This is a genomic window from Pseudomonas capsici, from assembly GCF_017165765.1.
Taxonomy (GTDB): Bacteria; Pseudomonadota; Gammaproteobacteria; order Pseudomonadales; family Pseudomonadaceae; genus Aquipseudomonas; species Aquipseudomonas capsici.
In genome coordinates, this window is sequence record NZ_JAFGZD010000005.1 from 40,011 (window position 1) to 53,942 (window position 13,932).

A 13,932-nucleotide genomic window follows, 5' to 3' on the forward strand; every position below is an offset into this window, starting at 1 on the left:
ATGACCTGTTTTCCGGCCAGTCGCTGGTTGAAACCCCTCGTTCTTGTAGCGGCACTGAGTCCGGCCACCGGTTTTGCTCTGGTGTGCAAGACCCAGGGCTCGGGTGAGTCCGCCATTCATGGCGACTTGAGCAGCACGGTCGCCATACCGGCCTCGGTTCCCAACGGCGAAGTGATCTGGCGCTCCGAGCGACTCGATATTCAGGTCGAATGTGCCAGGGAAGGGCAGCAGTCGGTGGCACAGGAAATCTTCATCTACCTCAACCCGGACAACAAGATGATCGGCCAGGGCATTCGTGCCGGTCTGACCATCGATGGCGTGGATTACCTGCAGACCGGCGGGCGCATCGGTATCCGGCAGTCCGTTCCGGTCTGTCATGAAGGGGATTCCAATATCGGTGCGTGCCCCAAGGCCCGTTTCAATCTGGCCTTTTCAGTGTTCGTGCAAAAGTACGGGCCGACTCCGCCTTCGGGAGTGGCCAGCGACCTGATCGATTACCGCGTCTTCCAGCTCGACGGCGCAGCCGGTCTGGACCCGGCTCCGGGACGCAACCTCAGTTATGTCATCAACAACCTCAATGGCCTGCGCTTTATCGCCTGTGAAGCACAACTGCAGGTGATGCCTGAAACACTGGAGTTCGGCTCCATCGGCATTCAGCGGGTCGAGGTGGGAAGGGTATTTGCCAGACGTCCGTTTTCACTGCTGACCAGTCGCAGCTGCGAATCACCGTTCAGCCTCAATGCGCGCTTCAGGCCAGTGACGGGGCACCTTGCCGGAGATGTACTGGTGCCGGGCAACAACAGTTCGCTGGGGATTCGTATCGTGAGCGAGAGAAGCAACTTGCCATTGCGTTATAACGAACTGTTTCATCTGGCCGACCTGCTGGGCGATAGTCAGACGGCACGCGCGGATTTCAATGCCGAACTGCTGTGGCAGACAACCCGGCCCAAGGCGGGGCCGTTCGAAGCCGAGGTGATGGTGGATCTGTTCTACAAGTGACACCAGACCGTGGGCGATGTCCGGTCGGGCACGCGTTAAACGATTGAGGTATGCTGCGCGCCCACGGGCATGTGCCCGGCCATTTCGACTTTTGGTGTCGCCATGACCACCCCCGAACAAACACCAGCTCCAGAAGCCGTCACCGACGTAGCGCCGCAGACGGAAAAGAAAACCACGATTGCCCCGTTCAGCTTTCCGTTCAAACCTTCCGAGTTCGCGCAGGCCAAGAAGGACCAGGCCTGGTATCAGAAGTCGAACAAGTCTTCGCACCACAAGACTCCCGGTGCCGCACCTGCCGGAACCCGTCGTTCGATGGGCAAGCGCTGACCGGCATCAGGCCGACTGCAAGGGAATGAACATGTAGGACGTCGGGTCGCAGGTCGTCACCTCGGCCCCGGCCATCTCCAGGGTGTGGATGACCTCTTGCCCGGCCACATGAAACTCCCAGCCCGCATCGGACGAAATCGGCTCCGTGCGGGTGGTGACCTGCTCGATGGCTGCCGCAAAAGCCTGCATGTCCGGCAGATAAGCCACAAACCCGTTGCCCTTGAGCGCGGTGGTACGAATCCCCAATAGCTGGCAGATCGACTGCTTGGTCGCGATCTCGTCCCGGTCGGCCTGACGCGATTGTTCGATCAACTCCATCAGTTGAGTGTCCACCAGCCTGTTGCCCACGATCAGATCCGGACCCTGTTCCCAGGAGTGCGGCGGGCAGTCCTTGGCTTCAGGGCGCAGGGGAATGTGCGGATTGATCTCCATCGGATAGATGCGGCATACCAGCGGCCGACGCTCGTAGATGCGGCAGAGGTTTTCTGCGTCAAGATTCCGGCAACGCCCCACGTTGTAGGCGGCGAAAGTGATTGCTACGTAAGCCTGCGCAGAACCGCTGTTCACCACCGTCGAGCGGCGGGTGGCGTGGGGCAGTTGCTCGTGGGGAACACCGTAGCCATCACTCAGAAACGCTTCGGTCAACACGATCACCGTACCGCCGTCAGCCGCCCACTGCGTGGCTTCGAGCAGCGTCAGGGGAACATGGTGATCGGTGCAGCAACTGCCGCAGCCTACGCAGGAAAACCGAGTGTTCATTGTTTCTGTAACCCGTTCAGGATAGGTGCCAGGACCGCCAGCGAGTTGCTGTCAGCCACGACCTGGACAGGTCACGAAGCAAATTGTGCGCCAGCGCGTGTTACTTGAGGGGGATGCTGTCCCATTCGGTCACGCTGGCCTGTCGGCTTTTGCGGTTGTACAGGCACAGTTCGGTGCCCTTGCGGTTGTTCATGTGTTTCTGGGGATAGCGGCCTTGCAACAGCAGGGCGCTGTAGCCGATCCGGTCATCGAACAGGGCGTTGCCGCCGACGGGTTTGCTGTCCTTGAGCTGGCTGGCCTTGAGGCAACTGTCGAGCATGGCCCTGTCCAGAGCGTTCCAGGCTTGCGGGGTGGCCGCGCTGGCCTGGTCGACAATTGCCCAGAGGATTATCGGCAGTGCGATAAGTGATTTCATGATTGGCCTCCACACTATCGGGAGTCGATTATGCCAGATCAGGTTTCTTCGATTGCCGAACGCCGGACGTAGGACATTTCCGTTTTTTCGTACAGTTGCCGCGCCATCAGATTGTTTTCCATGACCAGCAGGTCGACCCGGGGTTCGCCGCGTTGACGCAAGTGGTTGAACAGCAGCGTCAGCAATGCCATGGCCACACCTTGGCGTCGGGCACGTGGGTGAACCACCAGATCCTTGATGAAAGCGCTGGTCCAGCAGGTAATTACGCCGGCCGGTCCTTGATCGTCCACGGCGACGAAGCACAGCCCGGTATCGAATTCCGGGTCATGTTCGAAAGCGTTCAGCCATTGGCGATAGTCCGGCACGCTTCCGCTGCCGTCCCGATAACCCAGGGTGAGCAGGCGGTGAATCACTGGTGCTTGATCGAGGGTGAAGGGGTGCGGGCGGATGGCGGCAGGCCAGTGGGGTTCAGGCACTGGCTGCCCGAGGTCACGACGCATCAACCAGTAATGCCGGGTCGAGGCGTCGGTCCTTGAGGGGGCTGTGGCCCGGGACGTACTGCGGATCAGTTGTCCTGGGCCATGACTGTGTGTGCCGCCTCGATCAGACATTTGGTCAACTCGGGGGACGAGAACTTGGTCAGAACGGCATTGGCACCGGCCAGCTTGGCCTTTTCGCCGTTCATGGCGCTGTCCAGGGAAGTGTGCAGCAGGATGTACAGGTCCTGGAAGTCCGGCGTCTCGCGCAAGGTCCGGGTCAGGGCATAGCCATCCATTTCGGACATTTCGATATCGGATACCACGATGTTGATCTGCGCCGGGGTGCCTTGCAGTTCCAGCAGGACATCGATGGCTTCCTTGGCGCTGCGGGCCGTGTGGCATTCCAGGCCAAGATTGCGCAAGGTGATGATCGACTGCTGCAACGCGACCTGGCTGTCGTCGACCACCAGAATCCGTGCCTGGGCCAGAGCCATGACGTCTTCGGCAGGCAGTTCGTCGGACTGGACGACGATTTGTGCCGGTGCGATACCGTGAATCACTTTCTCGATATCCAGCACCTGAACCAGAACGTCATCGACCTGAGTGACGCCGGTGATGAACGACCGGCCGCTCGAACCGAAGGGCGGTGGACGGATATCGGTCGTCAGGCAGTGGACGATCTTGCTCACCGCCTGCACATGCAGACCCTGCTTGGAGCGGCTGACATCAGTGACGATCAGGCAGCCGCCATCGGGATCGGCCAGAGGCCGTTCGCCAATTGCCCGGCTGAGGTCGATCACCGACAGAGAGGCGCCACGCAATGTCGCGACACCTTTGACGTGTGGGTGGGACTCGGGCAGGTGAGTCAGGGGCGGGCAGGGAATGATTTCACTGACCTTGAGCAGATTGATCGCCATCAGCTTGCCGCTACGTAACGTGAACAGCAGCAGCGAAAGTGAATCTGCTCGGACGTTCTTGGGTGACATAAAAACCTTCTGGCTATAGGTGTTCGTCGCTGAGAGGCGCAAAACAACTTTCAGTGACAGGCCGGCTGCCGGCTTACGAGCCGCAGCACGGGGAAGCCTGTGTTCGCTCACTCTTCTTGAAAAGTGATTTTCACTTCATGCAGGATTGTTTTCGGCCGCAAGAGCGGGGGTCGCAATACTGGCAGTTTGATTTGTTTGACGTCAAACGGTTGATTGCGTCACAGAACGAAAGAGAATTACCGATTGTGTCTTTTGTGGGCCGCCCGCTGTGTCCCGGGATTGCCCTGCGGTAAACTGTCGCACTTCTCCTTCCGGGTGCCTGGGTGCGACAAAAAGACGCATCCTTCTATATATAAGGAAGAGATCTGTTTTTTGCGCCTCTGTGCTCCAACCCCTGTCTCGGGCCGAAGGAACCATCCGGCTGGCAAATCCATCCGTATGGCGGACAGGCGCTTGAGTTGCCCGGGGCGAGAGACGAATATCGCGCACCATCCGCCAGCGGGTATTTACTCGCGATCAATCCCTGGCAGGTGCCAGTGCTGGTCCGGTGCACCTGCACACCATTTCGATAAGGTATGTGAATGAGCGACAACACGTTGTACCTGAGACGCGAAAAGCGTTTTCTGGTCTTGCTGGGAATCATCTGCCTGTCCCTGATCGGCGGCGCCCTGTACATGCAGATCGTGCTGGGCGAGGCACCATGCCCGCTGTGCATCCTGCAGCGCTATGCCCTGCTGTTCATCGCCATCTTCGCGTTCATCGGTGCCGCCATGCCGGGCCGCCGCAGCATTACGGCGATGGAAGCTCTGGTGACCGTCAGTGCCCTGGGCGGTATCGCGGCTGCCGGCCATCATGTCTACACCCTGGCGCATCCGGCAGTCAGCTGCGGCATCGATACCCTGCAGCCCATCGTCGACGGTCTGCCCCTGGCGTCGCTTTTCCCGCTGGTATTTCAGGTCAGCGGTTTCTGCTCCACACCCTATCCGCCCGTCTTGGGGTTGTCATTGGCCCAGTGGGCTCTGATAGCATTCGTTCTGACCGCTGTTCTGGTCCCGGTTGGCGTCATTCGCAATCGCCGTAGACCTTACTGAACGCAAGGGCTTTGATGGAAAAATGCCTCGTTTTCACGAGGCATTTTTTCTGGCCATAGAGATCAATGATTTGCGATTGTTGCAAGTTTTGATATTAACTGTTACAAAATTAGGCATAGTCAATAAAAATTTACATATCTACAATCGCCAGCACTCATCGTCCAGCCAGGCTTGGCGATCAGCAATTTTGAGGCTCGGAGCGCCCTGTGCAGGCTAAACAGGCAGCGCAATGCTGGCCTCTGAGCGCGCAGAAATGGCCGCGCGCAAGGCGATTGGTCTGCAAAGGCAGGACAGTTTCCGGCGACTCAAAATAAGAATTCATAGCAAAACCACCGGATTTGTCGTTTCGCAACAGAGCGTTCCGGCAGGTCCTTGTTCAATTTAAAAAAAGATGCCGGCACTGGCAGGGTAAAGTGTTGGCGGTCGAAACCCACTGCACCGCGCAAGCTGCTTTTAGAGGTCGTGAGATGAGTAAAACAAGGTACCCCAGGTTTTTTGGCTACTTGGCCCTGTTCAGCATGCTGTTGCTCAGCGGCTGTGACGGCGTTCCTCTGCTCGATCCGAAAGGGCAGGTGGGTATCGAACAACGTAACCTGATCATCATCGCCACGCTGCTGATGCTGATCGTGGTGATCCCGGTCATTGTCCTGACCTTCGTCTTCGCCTGGAAGTATCGCGCGTCCAACAAGGCCGCCAAGTACACGCCCGACTGGTCGCACTCGACCAAGATCGAAGTAGCGGTCTGGGGTATCCCGATGATCCTGCTGGTCTTCCTGGGCTACTTCACCTATATCTCCACTCACTCGCTGGACCCGTACCGTCCGCTTGAGTCCGACGTCAAGCCCGTGACCATCCAGGTCGTCGCGCTGGACTGGAAATGGGTGTTCATCTATCCGGAGCAAGGCATCGCCACGGTCAACAAGATCGTCTTCCCTGCCAATACCCCGATCAATTTCCAGGTTACATCCGACTCTGTAATGAACTCGTTCTTCATTCCAGGCCTGGGTGGCCAGATCTATGCAATGGCTGGCATGCACACCAAGCTGCATCTGATCGCCAACGAAAACCACGAGTTCAACGGTATCTCGGCCAACTACAGTGGCGCGGGTTTCACCGGCATGAAGTTCAAGGCTATCGCCACCAGCCAGGCTGATTTCGATGCCTGGATCAACGAAGTCAAGAGTTCACCTAAACAGCTTGGTGCTGCTGAATACGCTGAACTGGCCAAACCTAGCGAACGCAATCCCGTCGAGCTTTATTCCACGGTTACTCCGAACCTGTTCCAGATCATCATCGACAAGTATGAAGGTATGAATCCAGGCAAGAAGCTTATCCCTGGTGAGAAAGAAGTCGCTGGTGCCGAAGGTGCGGAAAAGGGCAAAAATTCAGCTGCTGGGGCAGAGGAGTAAACGATGTTAGGCAAATTAAGTTGGGAATCGGTACCGTTCCACGAGCCGATAGTCATGGTGACACTCGCCATTGTCGCGCTCGGTGGTCTGGGTGTGGTCGGGGCTATCACTTACTTCAAGAAGTGGTCCTACCTGTGGACTGAGTGGCTGACATCCGTCGACCACAAGAAAATCGGCGTGATGTACATCATCGTTGCCATGGTCATGCTGCTGCGCGGCTTTGCCGACGCGATCATGATGCGTGCACAACTGGCCATGGCCCAGAACGGTGCCGAAGGCTTCCTGCCGCCTGAACACTATGACCAGATCTTCACCGCTCACGGTGTGATCATGATCATCTTCATGGCGATGCCGTTCTTCACCGGCCTGATGAACATCGTTCTTCCTCTGCAGATCGGTGCTCGTGACGTTGCCTTCCCGTTCCTGAACTCCCTCAGCTTCTGGCTGCTGGTAGCGGGCATGCTGCTGATCAACATCTCCCTGGGTGTCGGCGAATTCGCCAAGACCGGCTGGGTTGCGTATCCGCCTCTGTCGGGTCTGCAATACAGTCCTGGAGTGGGTGTCGATTACTACATCTGGGCGCTACAGCTATCAGGGCTGGGTACGACACTTACGGGCGTCAACTTCCTGGTTACCGTGCTGAAGATGCGTACTCCCGGCATGAAACTGATGGACATGCCGATCTTCACCTGGACCTGCACCTGGGCAAACATCCTGATCGTGGCTTCGTTCCCGATCCTGACTGCCTGTCTGGCGCTGCTGACCCTCGACCGTTACCTGGACTTCCACATTTTCACGAACGAAATGGGCGGTAACCCCATGATGTACGTGAACCTGTTCTGGGCATGGGGTCACCCTGAGGTTTACATCCTGATTCTGCCTGCGTTCGGTGTCTTCTCCGAAGTCATCTCGACGTTCTCGGGCAAGCGTCTGTTCGGCCACAAGTCGATGATCTTCGCTTCCGGCGCGATCTGTGTACTGGGCTTCATGGTATGGCTGCACCACTTCTTCACCATGGGTGCGGGCGCGAACGTCAACGCCTTCTTCGGTCTGGCGACGATGCTCATCGCGATTCCGACGGGTGTGAAGCTGTTCAACTGGCTGTTCACCATCTACCAGGGCCGTCTGCGCTTCACCGCGCCAGTACTCTGGACCCTGGGCTTCATGGTTACCTTCTCGATCGGCGGCATGACCGGCGTTCTGCTGGCCATCCCGGGTGCTGACTTCGTACTGCACAACAGCCTGTTCGTAATCGCTCACTTCCACAACGTCATCATCGGCGGTGCGGTATTCGGTTACATCGCCGGCTTCGCGTTCTGGTTCCCTAAAGCGTTCGGTTTCACCCTGAACGAGAAGTGGGGCAAGGCAGCGTTCTGGTTCTGGATCAGCGGTTTCTTCGTTGCATTCATGCCTCTGTACGCGCTGGGCTTCCTGGGCATGACCCGTCGCCTGAACGCTACCGACATGCCTGAGTGGAACATCTACCTGAACGTCGCTCTGTTCGGTGCGTTCCTGATCGCAGCCGGTATCGCTTCGCAACTGATCCAGTTGTTCGTCAGTGTCCGTGACCGCAACAAGAACCGTGACCTGACTGGTGACCCATGGAATGGCCACACCCTGGAGTGGTCCACTTCTTCGCCACCACCGTTCTACAACTTTGCCGAGCTGCCTGAGGCAAAAGACATCGACGCATTCACGGACGCCAAGCGCGCAGGTACCGCCTACAAGGTTCCGGCTCACTACTCGGCGATCCACATGCCCAACAACACGCCTACCGGCATGTACATGGGGCTGCTGTTGACCGTCTTCGGCTTCGCATTCATCTGGCACATCTGGTGGCTGGTTGGTGCAAGTCTGGTAGCGACCATCGCTGTCTTCGTTGCTCACGCTGCACGTGACGACCAGGGCTACATGGTGCCGGCTGCAGACGTAGCGCGTATTGAAGGTGAGCATCACAAGGTCCTGGCGGCCAACGGTGCATACACTCCTGTCAAGTCCTCGCTGGAACAGGTTTAAACATGTCGAATATTGCTATCAACTCCGGAGCCCACGGTCATGACGCTCATGACCATGGGCATGACGATCACCACGACAGCGGTGGGATGACGGTCTACGGCTTCTGGCTGTACCTGATGACCGACTGCGTGTTGTTCGCCTCGTTCTTCGCGGTCTACGCCGTGATGGTCAACAGTGTCGCGGGTGGCCCGTCGGGCCAGGACATCTTCCTGCTGCCTTTCGTGGCTGTGGAAACCGCGTTCCTGCTGGTCAGTAGTATCACTTACGGCTTCGCCATGCTTGCGCTGTACAAAGGCAAGAAGAGCCAGGTCCTGGGCTGGCTGGCCCTGACCTTCCTGTGCGGTGCTGCGTTTATCGCCATGGAAGTCTATGAGTTCCATCACCTGATCCACGAAGGCTACGGTCCTAGCCGCAGCGGCTTCCTGTCGGCGTTCTTCGCCCTGGTCGGCCTGCACGGTCTGCACGTAACCAGCGGTCTGATCTGGATGGGCATCATGATGTATCAGGTCCAGAAAAAGGGCCTGACCAACACCAACAAGACCCGCCTGAGCTGCCTGAGCCTGTTCTGGCACTTCCTGGACGTGGTCTGGATCGGTGTGTTCACTATCGTCTATCTGATGGGAGCCCTGTAAATGGCGAATTCACATCATCCAGCTGAAGACCATAGCCACGGTTCCGTGAAGTCCTACATCATCGGTTTCGTGCTGTCGATCATCCTGACTGCCATCCCGTTCGCCCTGGTCATGTCTCCGGTTCTGCCTAAAGACCTGACCATCGCGATCATCCTGGCCTTTGCGGTCGTTCAGATCCTGGTGCACCTGCATTACTTCCTGCACCTGGACTTCACGAGCGCGCAACGTAACAACGTGATGGCGTTTGCTTTCACCACGCTGGTTATCGTTCTGCTGGTCGGCCTGTCGCTGTGGATCATTTTCAGTATCCATCGCGAAATGATGGCGCATTGAGGAATACCAGATGTCCCTGAAGCACTTTATCCAAATCACCAAGCCGGGGATCATTTTCGGTAACGTGCTTTCGGTGGCAGGTGGCTTTTTTCTGGCTTCCAAGGGTGATATCGATTTCATCGTGTTTCTTGCGGCGGTAATCGGTACCTCCCTGGTCGTAGCGTCAGGTTGCGTATTCAACAACTGCATCGATCGTGATATCGACCAGCGCATGGAGCGGACTCGCAACCGTGTGCTGGTGCAGGGGCTGGTGTCCATCAAGCTTGCACTGCTGTATGCCACGATTCTCGGCATCGCCGGTGTCAGCCTGCTGTACACCTACGCCAACCCTCTGGCTGCCTTGCTGGGTGTGATCGGCTTTGTGATCTACGTGGGCCTCTACAGCCTGTACTTCAAGCGTAAATCCGTGCACGGCACCCTGATCGGCAGCCTGTCGGGGGCCATGCCTCCGGTGATTGGCTACTGCGCCGTAAGCAACAGCTTCGATTTCGCGGCATGGACGCTACTGGTGATGTTCAGCCTGTGGCAGATGCCGCACTCGTATGCGATCGCGATCTTTCGTTTCAACGACTATCGTGCAGCGAAGATTCCGGTTCTTCCGGTCAAGCGCGGCATTCTGGTCACCAAGCGTCACATCCTGCTCTACATCCTGGCGTTCCTCGTGGCGACCCTGATGTTGACGTTCGGCGGTTACGCGGGTCTGAACTACCTCGCTGTTGCAGCGGGCATGGGCATGTACTGGCTGTACATGGCCTGGAAGGGCTACAAGGCTGCAGACGATACTGTCTGGGCACGCAAGCTGTTCGTGTTCTCCATCTTCACCATCACTGCCCTGAGCGTGATGATGTCGGTGGACTTTCAGGTAACGAAAGAGTTGTTGGTGACCTACGCCTTCTGACTTGCACCTGAACTCGAAAAACAAAAACCCTGTCCCGAAAGGTACAGGGTTTTTTATTGGATGCTCACTTCACGTCGAATGATCTGGCAGAATAAGCCATTGGCCTGACTCATCCAGGCAGCGGCTAAACGAAAGAGGGCGTTATGAGTCAAGAAAGCATCAACTGGGAAACCCTGGGTTTCGATTACATCAAAACCGACAAGCGCTACCTCTCTCATTGGCGTAATGGTGCCTGGGATCAGGGTTCCCTGACCGAAGACAACATTCTGCATATCAGCGAAGGTTCTACCGCGCTGCATTACGGTCAGCAGTGCTTTGAGGGCCTCAAGGCCTATCGTTGCAAGGATGGCTCGATCAACCTGTTCCGCCCTGACCAGAACGCCCAGCGCATGCAGCGCAGCTGTTCCCGTCTGTTGATGCCTCACGTACCGACCGATGTGTTCATCGAAGCATGCAAGCAGGTCGTCAAGGCCAACGAACGCTTCATCCCGCCCTATGGTTCGGGCGGTGCCCTGTACCTGCGTCCGTTCGTGATCGGTGTCGGCGACAACATCGGCGTGCGTACCGCGCCCGAGTTCATCTTCTCGATCTTCTGTATTCCGGTTGGTGCCTACTTCAAGGGCGGCTTGAAGCCGAACAACTTCGTCATCTCCGGTTACGACCGTGCCGCCCCGAACGGCACCGGTGCTGCCAAGGTCGGTGGCAACTATGCTGCCAGCCTGATGCCAGGCTCCGAAGCCAAGAAACACAGCTTCGCCGACTGCATCTACCTGGATCCGCAAACCCATTCCAAGATCGAAGAAGTCGGTTCGGCCAACTTCTTTGCAATCACCGCCAACAATGAGTTCGTCACTCCCAAGTCGCCTTCCGTGCTGCCGGGTATCACCCGTCTGTCGCTGATGGAACTGGCGCAAAGTCGTCTGGGCCTGACGGTTATCGAAGGTGATGTGCTGATCGACAAGATCGGTGAGTTCAAGGAAGCGGGCGCCTGCGGCACCGCGGCTGTCATCACGCCCATCGGCGGGATTTCCTACAAGGACAAACTGCACGTTTTCCACAGTGAAACCGAAGTCGGCCCGGTTACCCGCAAGCTGTACGCTGAACTCACCGGCGTACAGTCCGGCGATGTCGAAGCGCCTGCCGGCTGGATCGTGAAAGTCTGATTTCACGCGCCCCGCAGGAGCGAATTCATTCGCGAAGCATTTCGCGGATGAATCCGCTCCTGCGGATTCATCAAGGCCATAAATGACTTGTGGGAGGCAGCCTGGCGACTGCAGGTTTTTTGCCTCACTCCTTCGCAGGCCCCAGCACAATCGCCAGATGCCGCAAGTCGTCGACTTCGACGCTGAAGCTTTTCCCCGACGGGCTTTTGACGACATTCCCCAGCGCATAGACCGTAAAGAACTTCACTTCATCGGCATGGCTCAACAGTTCGGCGATGTACCGACTCGAGCGATAGGCCTGCATCTGCGCCGGTGATACGTACAGCGTCACCAGCTTGCCTTCAAGCCGGTCGAAGAACTTGAACTTGAAGCCCAGCCCATAACGCTCCACCAGCCCACCGCCATACAGCACCCGGCCATTGTCGCCAGCCTGTGCGTATTTGATGTGGCGAAAATACGAGCGCAGAGACTGTTCACCCTGACCGGGAATCCGCAGGGTCAACAGCTTGAACTCATCGGGCGACAACTGCGCCTTGGCCTGACGGTAGCTGTCCACCAGACGCTCAAGATTATTGGTGCGCGTTTCACTGTAACGCGGTGCGGTGGGTGTCGACGCTTCTGCCGCTGGAGAGTCGTTGCCAGGCTTTGGTGCGCGAGGGCCAGCTTTGTCCGGGCCGGCCTTTTCCTTGACCGGGTCTTTGATCACCGGATCGAAAACATCGATGTAGTCATCCAGCTTGCGCTTGACCTTGCGAATGCGTGCCTGGGGATCTGTTTCTTCAACTTCGGGTTCTTCCTTGGCTTCTCCGGCGTCTTCCTCGACCCACTCGCAGGAGGCGTGATGCTCGTAATGAGGATTAGCGCGAAAGTGAGCGGCCACGAAGGTCGGATTGTCCTGAGGCTTCACGTCATAACGAACGCCCGTCACCTTGGCACCCAGCGCCCGGCAGGCTTCGCTCGAACACAGAAACTCGAAGCGCGAGCGCGGTGGCTCCTGAGAGAAGTATTCACGCCGGGCTGCCGTGATCGACAGTTCCTGCTGCAACTCGACGCAGAACGCGCGAGTGATGGTTTTGCTGGGCTTCATGCTCGTGTAGCGCCTTCCAGTCGTTGGTCTTGCAACAACCTATTTCAGCCGCACACAGCTTGCAACCATTGCCGGGCGGGAATCTGTCAGTGATTCCCGCTCCGGCTCCGTAGCAGCTTACTGGCCCGGCACCGCCAGCCACTCGCTCAGCGCCTGCTGATAGGCACCTGTGGCTTTGCTCAGGTGCAACCACTGGTCGACATAGCCTTTCCAGGTCACATCGTCGCGGGGCAGCAGGTAGGCTTTTTCACCGTACTGCATGTAACGGGTCGGGTTGACCGCGCACAGGCCGGGCATGCGCTTCTGCTGGTACAGCGCTTCGGAGGCGTCGGTGATCATCACATCGGCCTTCTTGTCCAGCAGTTCCTGAAAGATGGTCTTGTTGTCGTGGAAAGCAATCGGTGCCTTGGGCAAGTAAGCGCGGGCGAAGGCCTCGTTGGTGCCACCGGCTGGCTCGATCAGGCGCACGGATGGCTGATTGATCTGCTCGATGGTCTGGTACAGGGCCTGGTCTTCGCAACGGACCAGCGGGATCTTGCCGTCTACATCCAGCGTGTTACTGAAGAACGCTTTCTTCTGCCGTTCCAGCGTGACGGAAATGCCGCCCATGCCGATGTCGCACTTGCCGGCGACCATATCCGGCATCAGGGTCTTCCAGGTGGTCGGCACCCATTCGACCTTGACGCCCAGGCTCTTGGCCAGCGAGCGTGCCATGGTGATATCGATACCTTCGTACTCGCCGTCTTCGCGCAGAAAGGTGTAAGGCTTGTAGTCGCCAGTGGTACACACCGACAACTGACCAGCCTGAATCACCTTGTCCAGATGCGAAGCCGGTTCCGTGGCCTGAGCCATGTTTGCAAGCCCCAGCAGCAAAGCGGTCAGAGCGCTGTATTTCAGGTTCATCATGGGGCGGGGTGCTCGCGGTCAATGGGGGGAGCGACAGAGCATGCTAAAAAACCGGGCCGTGCTCAATAGATCGATTTCCAATCGGTGCTTGAACATTTCGTAAAAAGGCGTAATGTTGTTGCCCATGATTCTTGAACAACTCAAAGCGGTCGGCAATGACACTCGCATGATGATCATGGAGTGGCTTAAAGACCCTCAGGCCCATTTCCCTCCCCAGGACCACGGTGATCCGGCGATAGGGGTGTGCATGTCGCATATCCAGGCAAAGGCCTGCCTTTCGGCATCCAGCGCTTCGGCGCATCTGGCCATCCTGCAGCGCGCCGGTCTGGTGCAGACCACCCGGATAGGCAAATGGACCTACTTCCGTCGCGATGAACAAGCCATCGACCAGTTTGCGGACCGGCTCAAGAACGAGCTTTGAGCTTTGGGTTT

At 57.6% G+C, this 13,932-nt stretch carries 16 protein-coding genes; 10 read left to right on the forward strand and 6 right to left on the reverse strand.

The genetic code is table 11. The features are described 5' to 3' along the window. Together JSY17_RS08375 and JSY17_RS08380 are read left to right on the forward strand one after the other, a co-directional pair. Complete coding sequence (locus tag JSY17_RS08375) at positions 1-999, forward strand: fimbrial protein (RefSeq protein WP_206400725.1); 999 nt, start codon at positions 1-3, stop codon at positions 997-999. A gap of 102 nt (positions 1,000-1,101) precedes the next feature. Then, entirely contained in the window at positions 1,102-1,326 is a 225-nt protein-coding gene (locus JSY17_RS08380; RefSeq protein ID WP_117186525.1) for a hypothetical protein, read from the forward strand. Between the two features lie 6 nt (positions 1,327-1,332). Here the strand turns inward: JSY17_RS08380 and JSY17_RS08385 are convergent, their stop codons facing one another. From JSY17_RS08385 to JSY17_RS08400, 4 genes are all read right to left on the reverse strand, one after another. Further along, positions 1,333-2,085 carry a YkgJ family cysteine cluster protein gene (locus JSY17_RS08385; protein ID WP_206400728.1) on the reverse strand — a complete coding sequence of 251 codons (753 nt, stop codon included), beginning with the start codon at positions 2,083-2,085 and terminating at the stop codon, positions 1,333-1,335. A 100-nt stretch (positions 2,086-2,185) separates the two neighbouring features. Next, positions 2,186-2,500: a hypothetical protein gene (locus JSY17_RS08390; RefSeq protein WP_206400729.1), complete on the reverse strand. Its 315-nt coding sequence runs from the start codon at positions 2,498-2,500 to the stop codon at positions 2,186-2,188. 38 nt (positions 2,501-2,538) lie between these two features. After that, positions 2,539-3,000, reverse strand: a complete 462-nt coding sequence (locus JSY17_RS08395) for a GNAT family N-acetyltransferase (protein ID WP_206400935.1) — start codon at positions 2,998-3,000, stop codon at positions 2,539-2,541. Positions 3,001-3,065: 65 nt separating this feature from the next. Further along, positions 3,066-3,965 carry a chemotaxis protein gene (locus JSY17_RS08400; protein ID WP_117184469.1) on the reverse strand — a complete coding sequence of 300 codons (900 nt, stop codon included), beginning with the start codon at positions 3,963-3,965 and terminating at the stop codon, positions 3,066-3,068. 581 nt (positions 3,966-4,546) lie between these two features. On the opposite strand from JSY17_RS08400, the gene JSY17_RS08405 reads away from it, so the two are divergent. From JSY17_RS08405 to JSY17_RS08435, 7 genes are all read left to right on the forward strand, one after another. Then, positions 4,547-5,056 (forward strand): disulfide bond formation protein B, encoded by a 510-nt coding sequence (locus tag JSY17_RS08405; protein WP_117164444.1) that lies wholly within the window; start codon positions 4,547-4,549, stop codon positions 5,054-5,056. Positions 5,057-5,523: 467 nt separating this feature from the next. Next, positions 5,524-6,465, forward strand: coding sequence for a ubiquinol oxidase subunit II (gene cyoA / locus JSY17_RS08410; RefSeq protein ID WP_025258796.1), 942 nt, complete (start codon positions 5,524-5,526; stop codon positions 6,463-6,465). Between the two features lie 3 nt (positions 6,466-6,468). Continuing rightward, on the forward strand, positions 6,469-8,481 hold the full coding sequence (cyoB, locus tag JSY17_RS08415; protein WP_117186397.1) for a cytochrome o ubiquinol oxidase subunit I: 2,013 nt from the start codon (positions 6,469-6,471) through the stop codon (positions 8,479-8,481). A gap of 2 nt (positions 8,482-8,483) precedes the next feature. Further along, positions 8,484-9,113 (forward strand): cytochrome o ubiquinol oxidase subunit III, encoded by a 630-nt coding sequence (cyoC, locus tag JSY17_RS08420; protein ID WP_117184471.1) that lies wholly within the window; start codon positions 8,484-8,486, stop codon positions 9,111-9,113. Then, the gene (gene cyoD, locus JSY17_RS08425) at positions 9,114-9,446 is read left to right on the forward strand and encodes a cytochrome o ubiquinol oxidase subunit IV (RefSeq protein ID WP_117164447.1); all 333 of its coding nucleotides are present in this window, start codon (positions 9,114-9,116) and stop codon (positions 9,444-9,446) included. It abuts the gene before it with no gap. Positions 9,447-9,456: 10 nt separating this feature from the next. Beyond that, positions 9,457-10,344 carry a heme o synthase gene (gene cyoE, locus JSY17_RS08430; protein WP_117184472.1) on the forward strand — a complete coding sequence of 296 codons (888 nt, stop codon included), beginning with the start codon at positions 9,457-9,459 and terminating at the stop codon, positions 10,342-10,344. Positions 10,345-10,487: 143 nt separating this feature from the next. Further along, complete coding sequence (locus JSY17_RS08435) at positions 10,488-11,507, forward strand: branched-chain amino acid aminotransferase (RefSeq protein ID WP_117184473.1); 1,020 nt, start codon at positions 10,488-10,490, stop codon at positions 11,505-11,507. Between the two features lie 124 nt (positions 11,508-11,631). Here the strand turns inward: JSY17_RS08435 and JSY17_RS08440 are convergent, their stop codons facing one another. Further along, positions 11,632-12,594, reverse strand: coding sequence for an ATPase (locus JSY17_RS08440; protein WP_206400730.1), 963 nt, complete (start codon positions 12,592-12,594; stop codon positions 11,632-11,634). 117 nt (positions 12,595-12,711) lie between these two features. Beyond that, on the reverse strand, positions 12,712-13,500 hold the full coding sequence (locus tag JSY17_RS08445) for a transporter substrate-binding domain-containing protein (protein ID WP_117182639.1): 789 nt from the start codon (positions 13,498-13,500) through the stop codon (positions 12,712-12,714). Between the two features lie 112 nt (positions 13,501-13,612). Between JSY17_RS08445 and JSY17_RS08450 the strand changes: the two genes are divergently transcribed. Next, complete coding sequence (locus JSY17_RS08450; protein ID WP_183134020.1) at positions 13,613-13,921, forward strand: ArsR/SmtB family transcription factor; 309 nt, start codon at positions 13,613-13,615, stop codon at positions 13,919-13,921. The last annotated feature ends 11 nt before the right edge of the window (positions 13,922-13,932 follow it).

Excerpts from the sequence above, each read along its gene's own strand:
- JSY17_RS08440 (WP_206400730.1), bottom strand. The coding sequence starts at position 12,594 with ATGAAGCCCAGCAAAACCATCACTCGCGCGTTCTGCGTCGAGTTGCAG.
- cyoE (WP_117184472.1), top strand. The coding sequence starts at position 9,457 with ATGTCCCTGAAGCACTTTATCCAAATCACCAAGCCGGGGATCATTTTC.
- JSY17_RS08375 (WP_206400725.1), top strand. The coding sequence starts at position 1 with ATGACCTGTTTTCCGGCCAGTCGCTGGTTGAAACCCCTCGTTCTTGTA.
- JSY17_RS08380 (WP_117186525.1), top strand. The coding sequence starts at position 1,102 with ATGACCACCCCCGAACAAACACCAGCTCCAGAAGCCGTCACCGACGTA.
- JSY17_RS08400 (WP_117184469.1), bottom strand. The coding sequence starts at position 3,965 with ATGTCACCCAAGAACGTCCGAGCAGATTCACTTTCGCTGCTGCTGTTC.
- cyoB (WP_117186397.1), top strand. The coding sequence starts at position 6,469 with ATGTTAGGCAAATTAAGTTGGGAATCGGTACCGTTCCACGAGCCGATA.
- cyoC (WP_117184471.1), top strand. The coding sequence starts at position 8,484 with ATGTCGAATATTGCTATCAACTCCGGAGCCCACGGTCATGACGCTCAT.
- JSY17_RS08445 (WP_117182639.1), bottom strand. The coding sequence starts at position 13,500 with ATGATGAACCTGAAATACAGCGCTCTGACCGCTTTGCTGCTGGGGCTT.
- JSY17_RS08395 (WP_206400935.1), bottom strand. The coding sequence starts at position 3,000 with ATGCGTCGTGACCTCGGGCAGCCAGTGCCTGAACCCCACTGGCCTGCC.
- JSY17_RS08435 (WP_117184473.1), top strand. The coding sequence starts at position 10,488 with ATGAGTCAAGAAAGCATCAACTGGGAAACCCTGGGTTTCGATTACATC.
- cyoD (WP_117164447.1), top strand. The coding sequence starts at position 9,114 with ATGGCGAATTCACATCATCCAGCTGAAGACCATAGCCACGGTTCCGTG.
- JSY17_RS08450 (WP_183134020.1), top strand. The coding sequence starts at position 13,613 with ATGTTGTTGCCCATGATTCTTGAACAACTCAAAGCGGTCGGCAATGAC.
- cyoA (WP_025258796.1), top strand. The coding sequence starts at position 5,524 with ATGAGTAAAACAAGGTACCCCAGGTTTTTTGGCTACTTGGCCCTGTTC.
- JSY17_RS08385 (WP_206400728.1), bottom strand. The coding sequence starts at position 2,085 with ATGAACACTCGGTTTTCCTGCGTAGGCTGCGGCAGTTGCTGCACCGAT.
- JSY17_RS08390 (WP_206400729.1), bottom strand. The coding sequence starts at position 2,500 with ATGAAATCACTTATCGCACTGCCGATAATCCTCTGGGCAATTGTCGAC.
- JSY17_RS08405 (WP_117164444.1), top strand. The coding sequence starts at position 4,547 with ATGAGCGACAACACGTTGTACCTGAGACGCGAAAAGCGTTTTCTGGTC.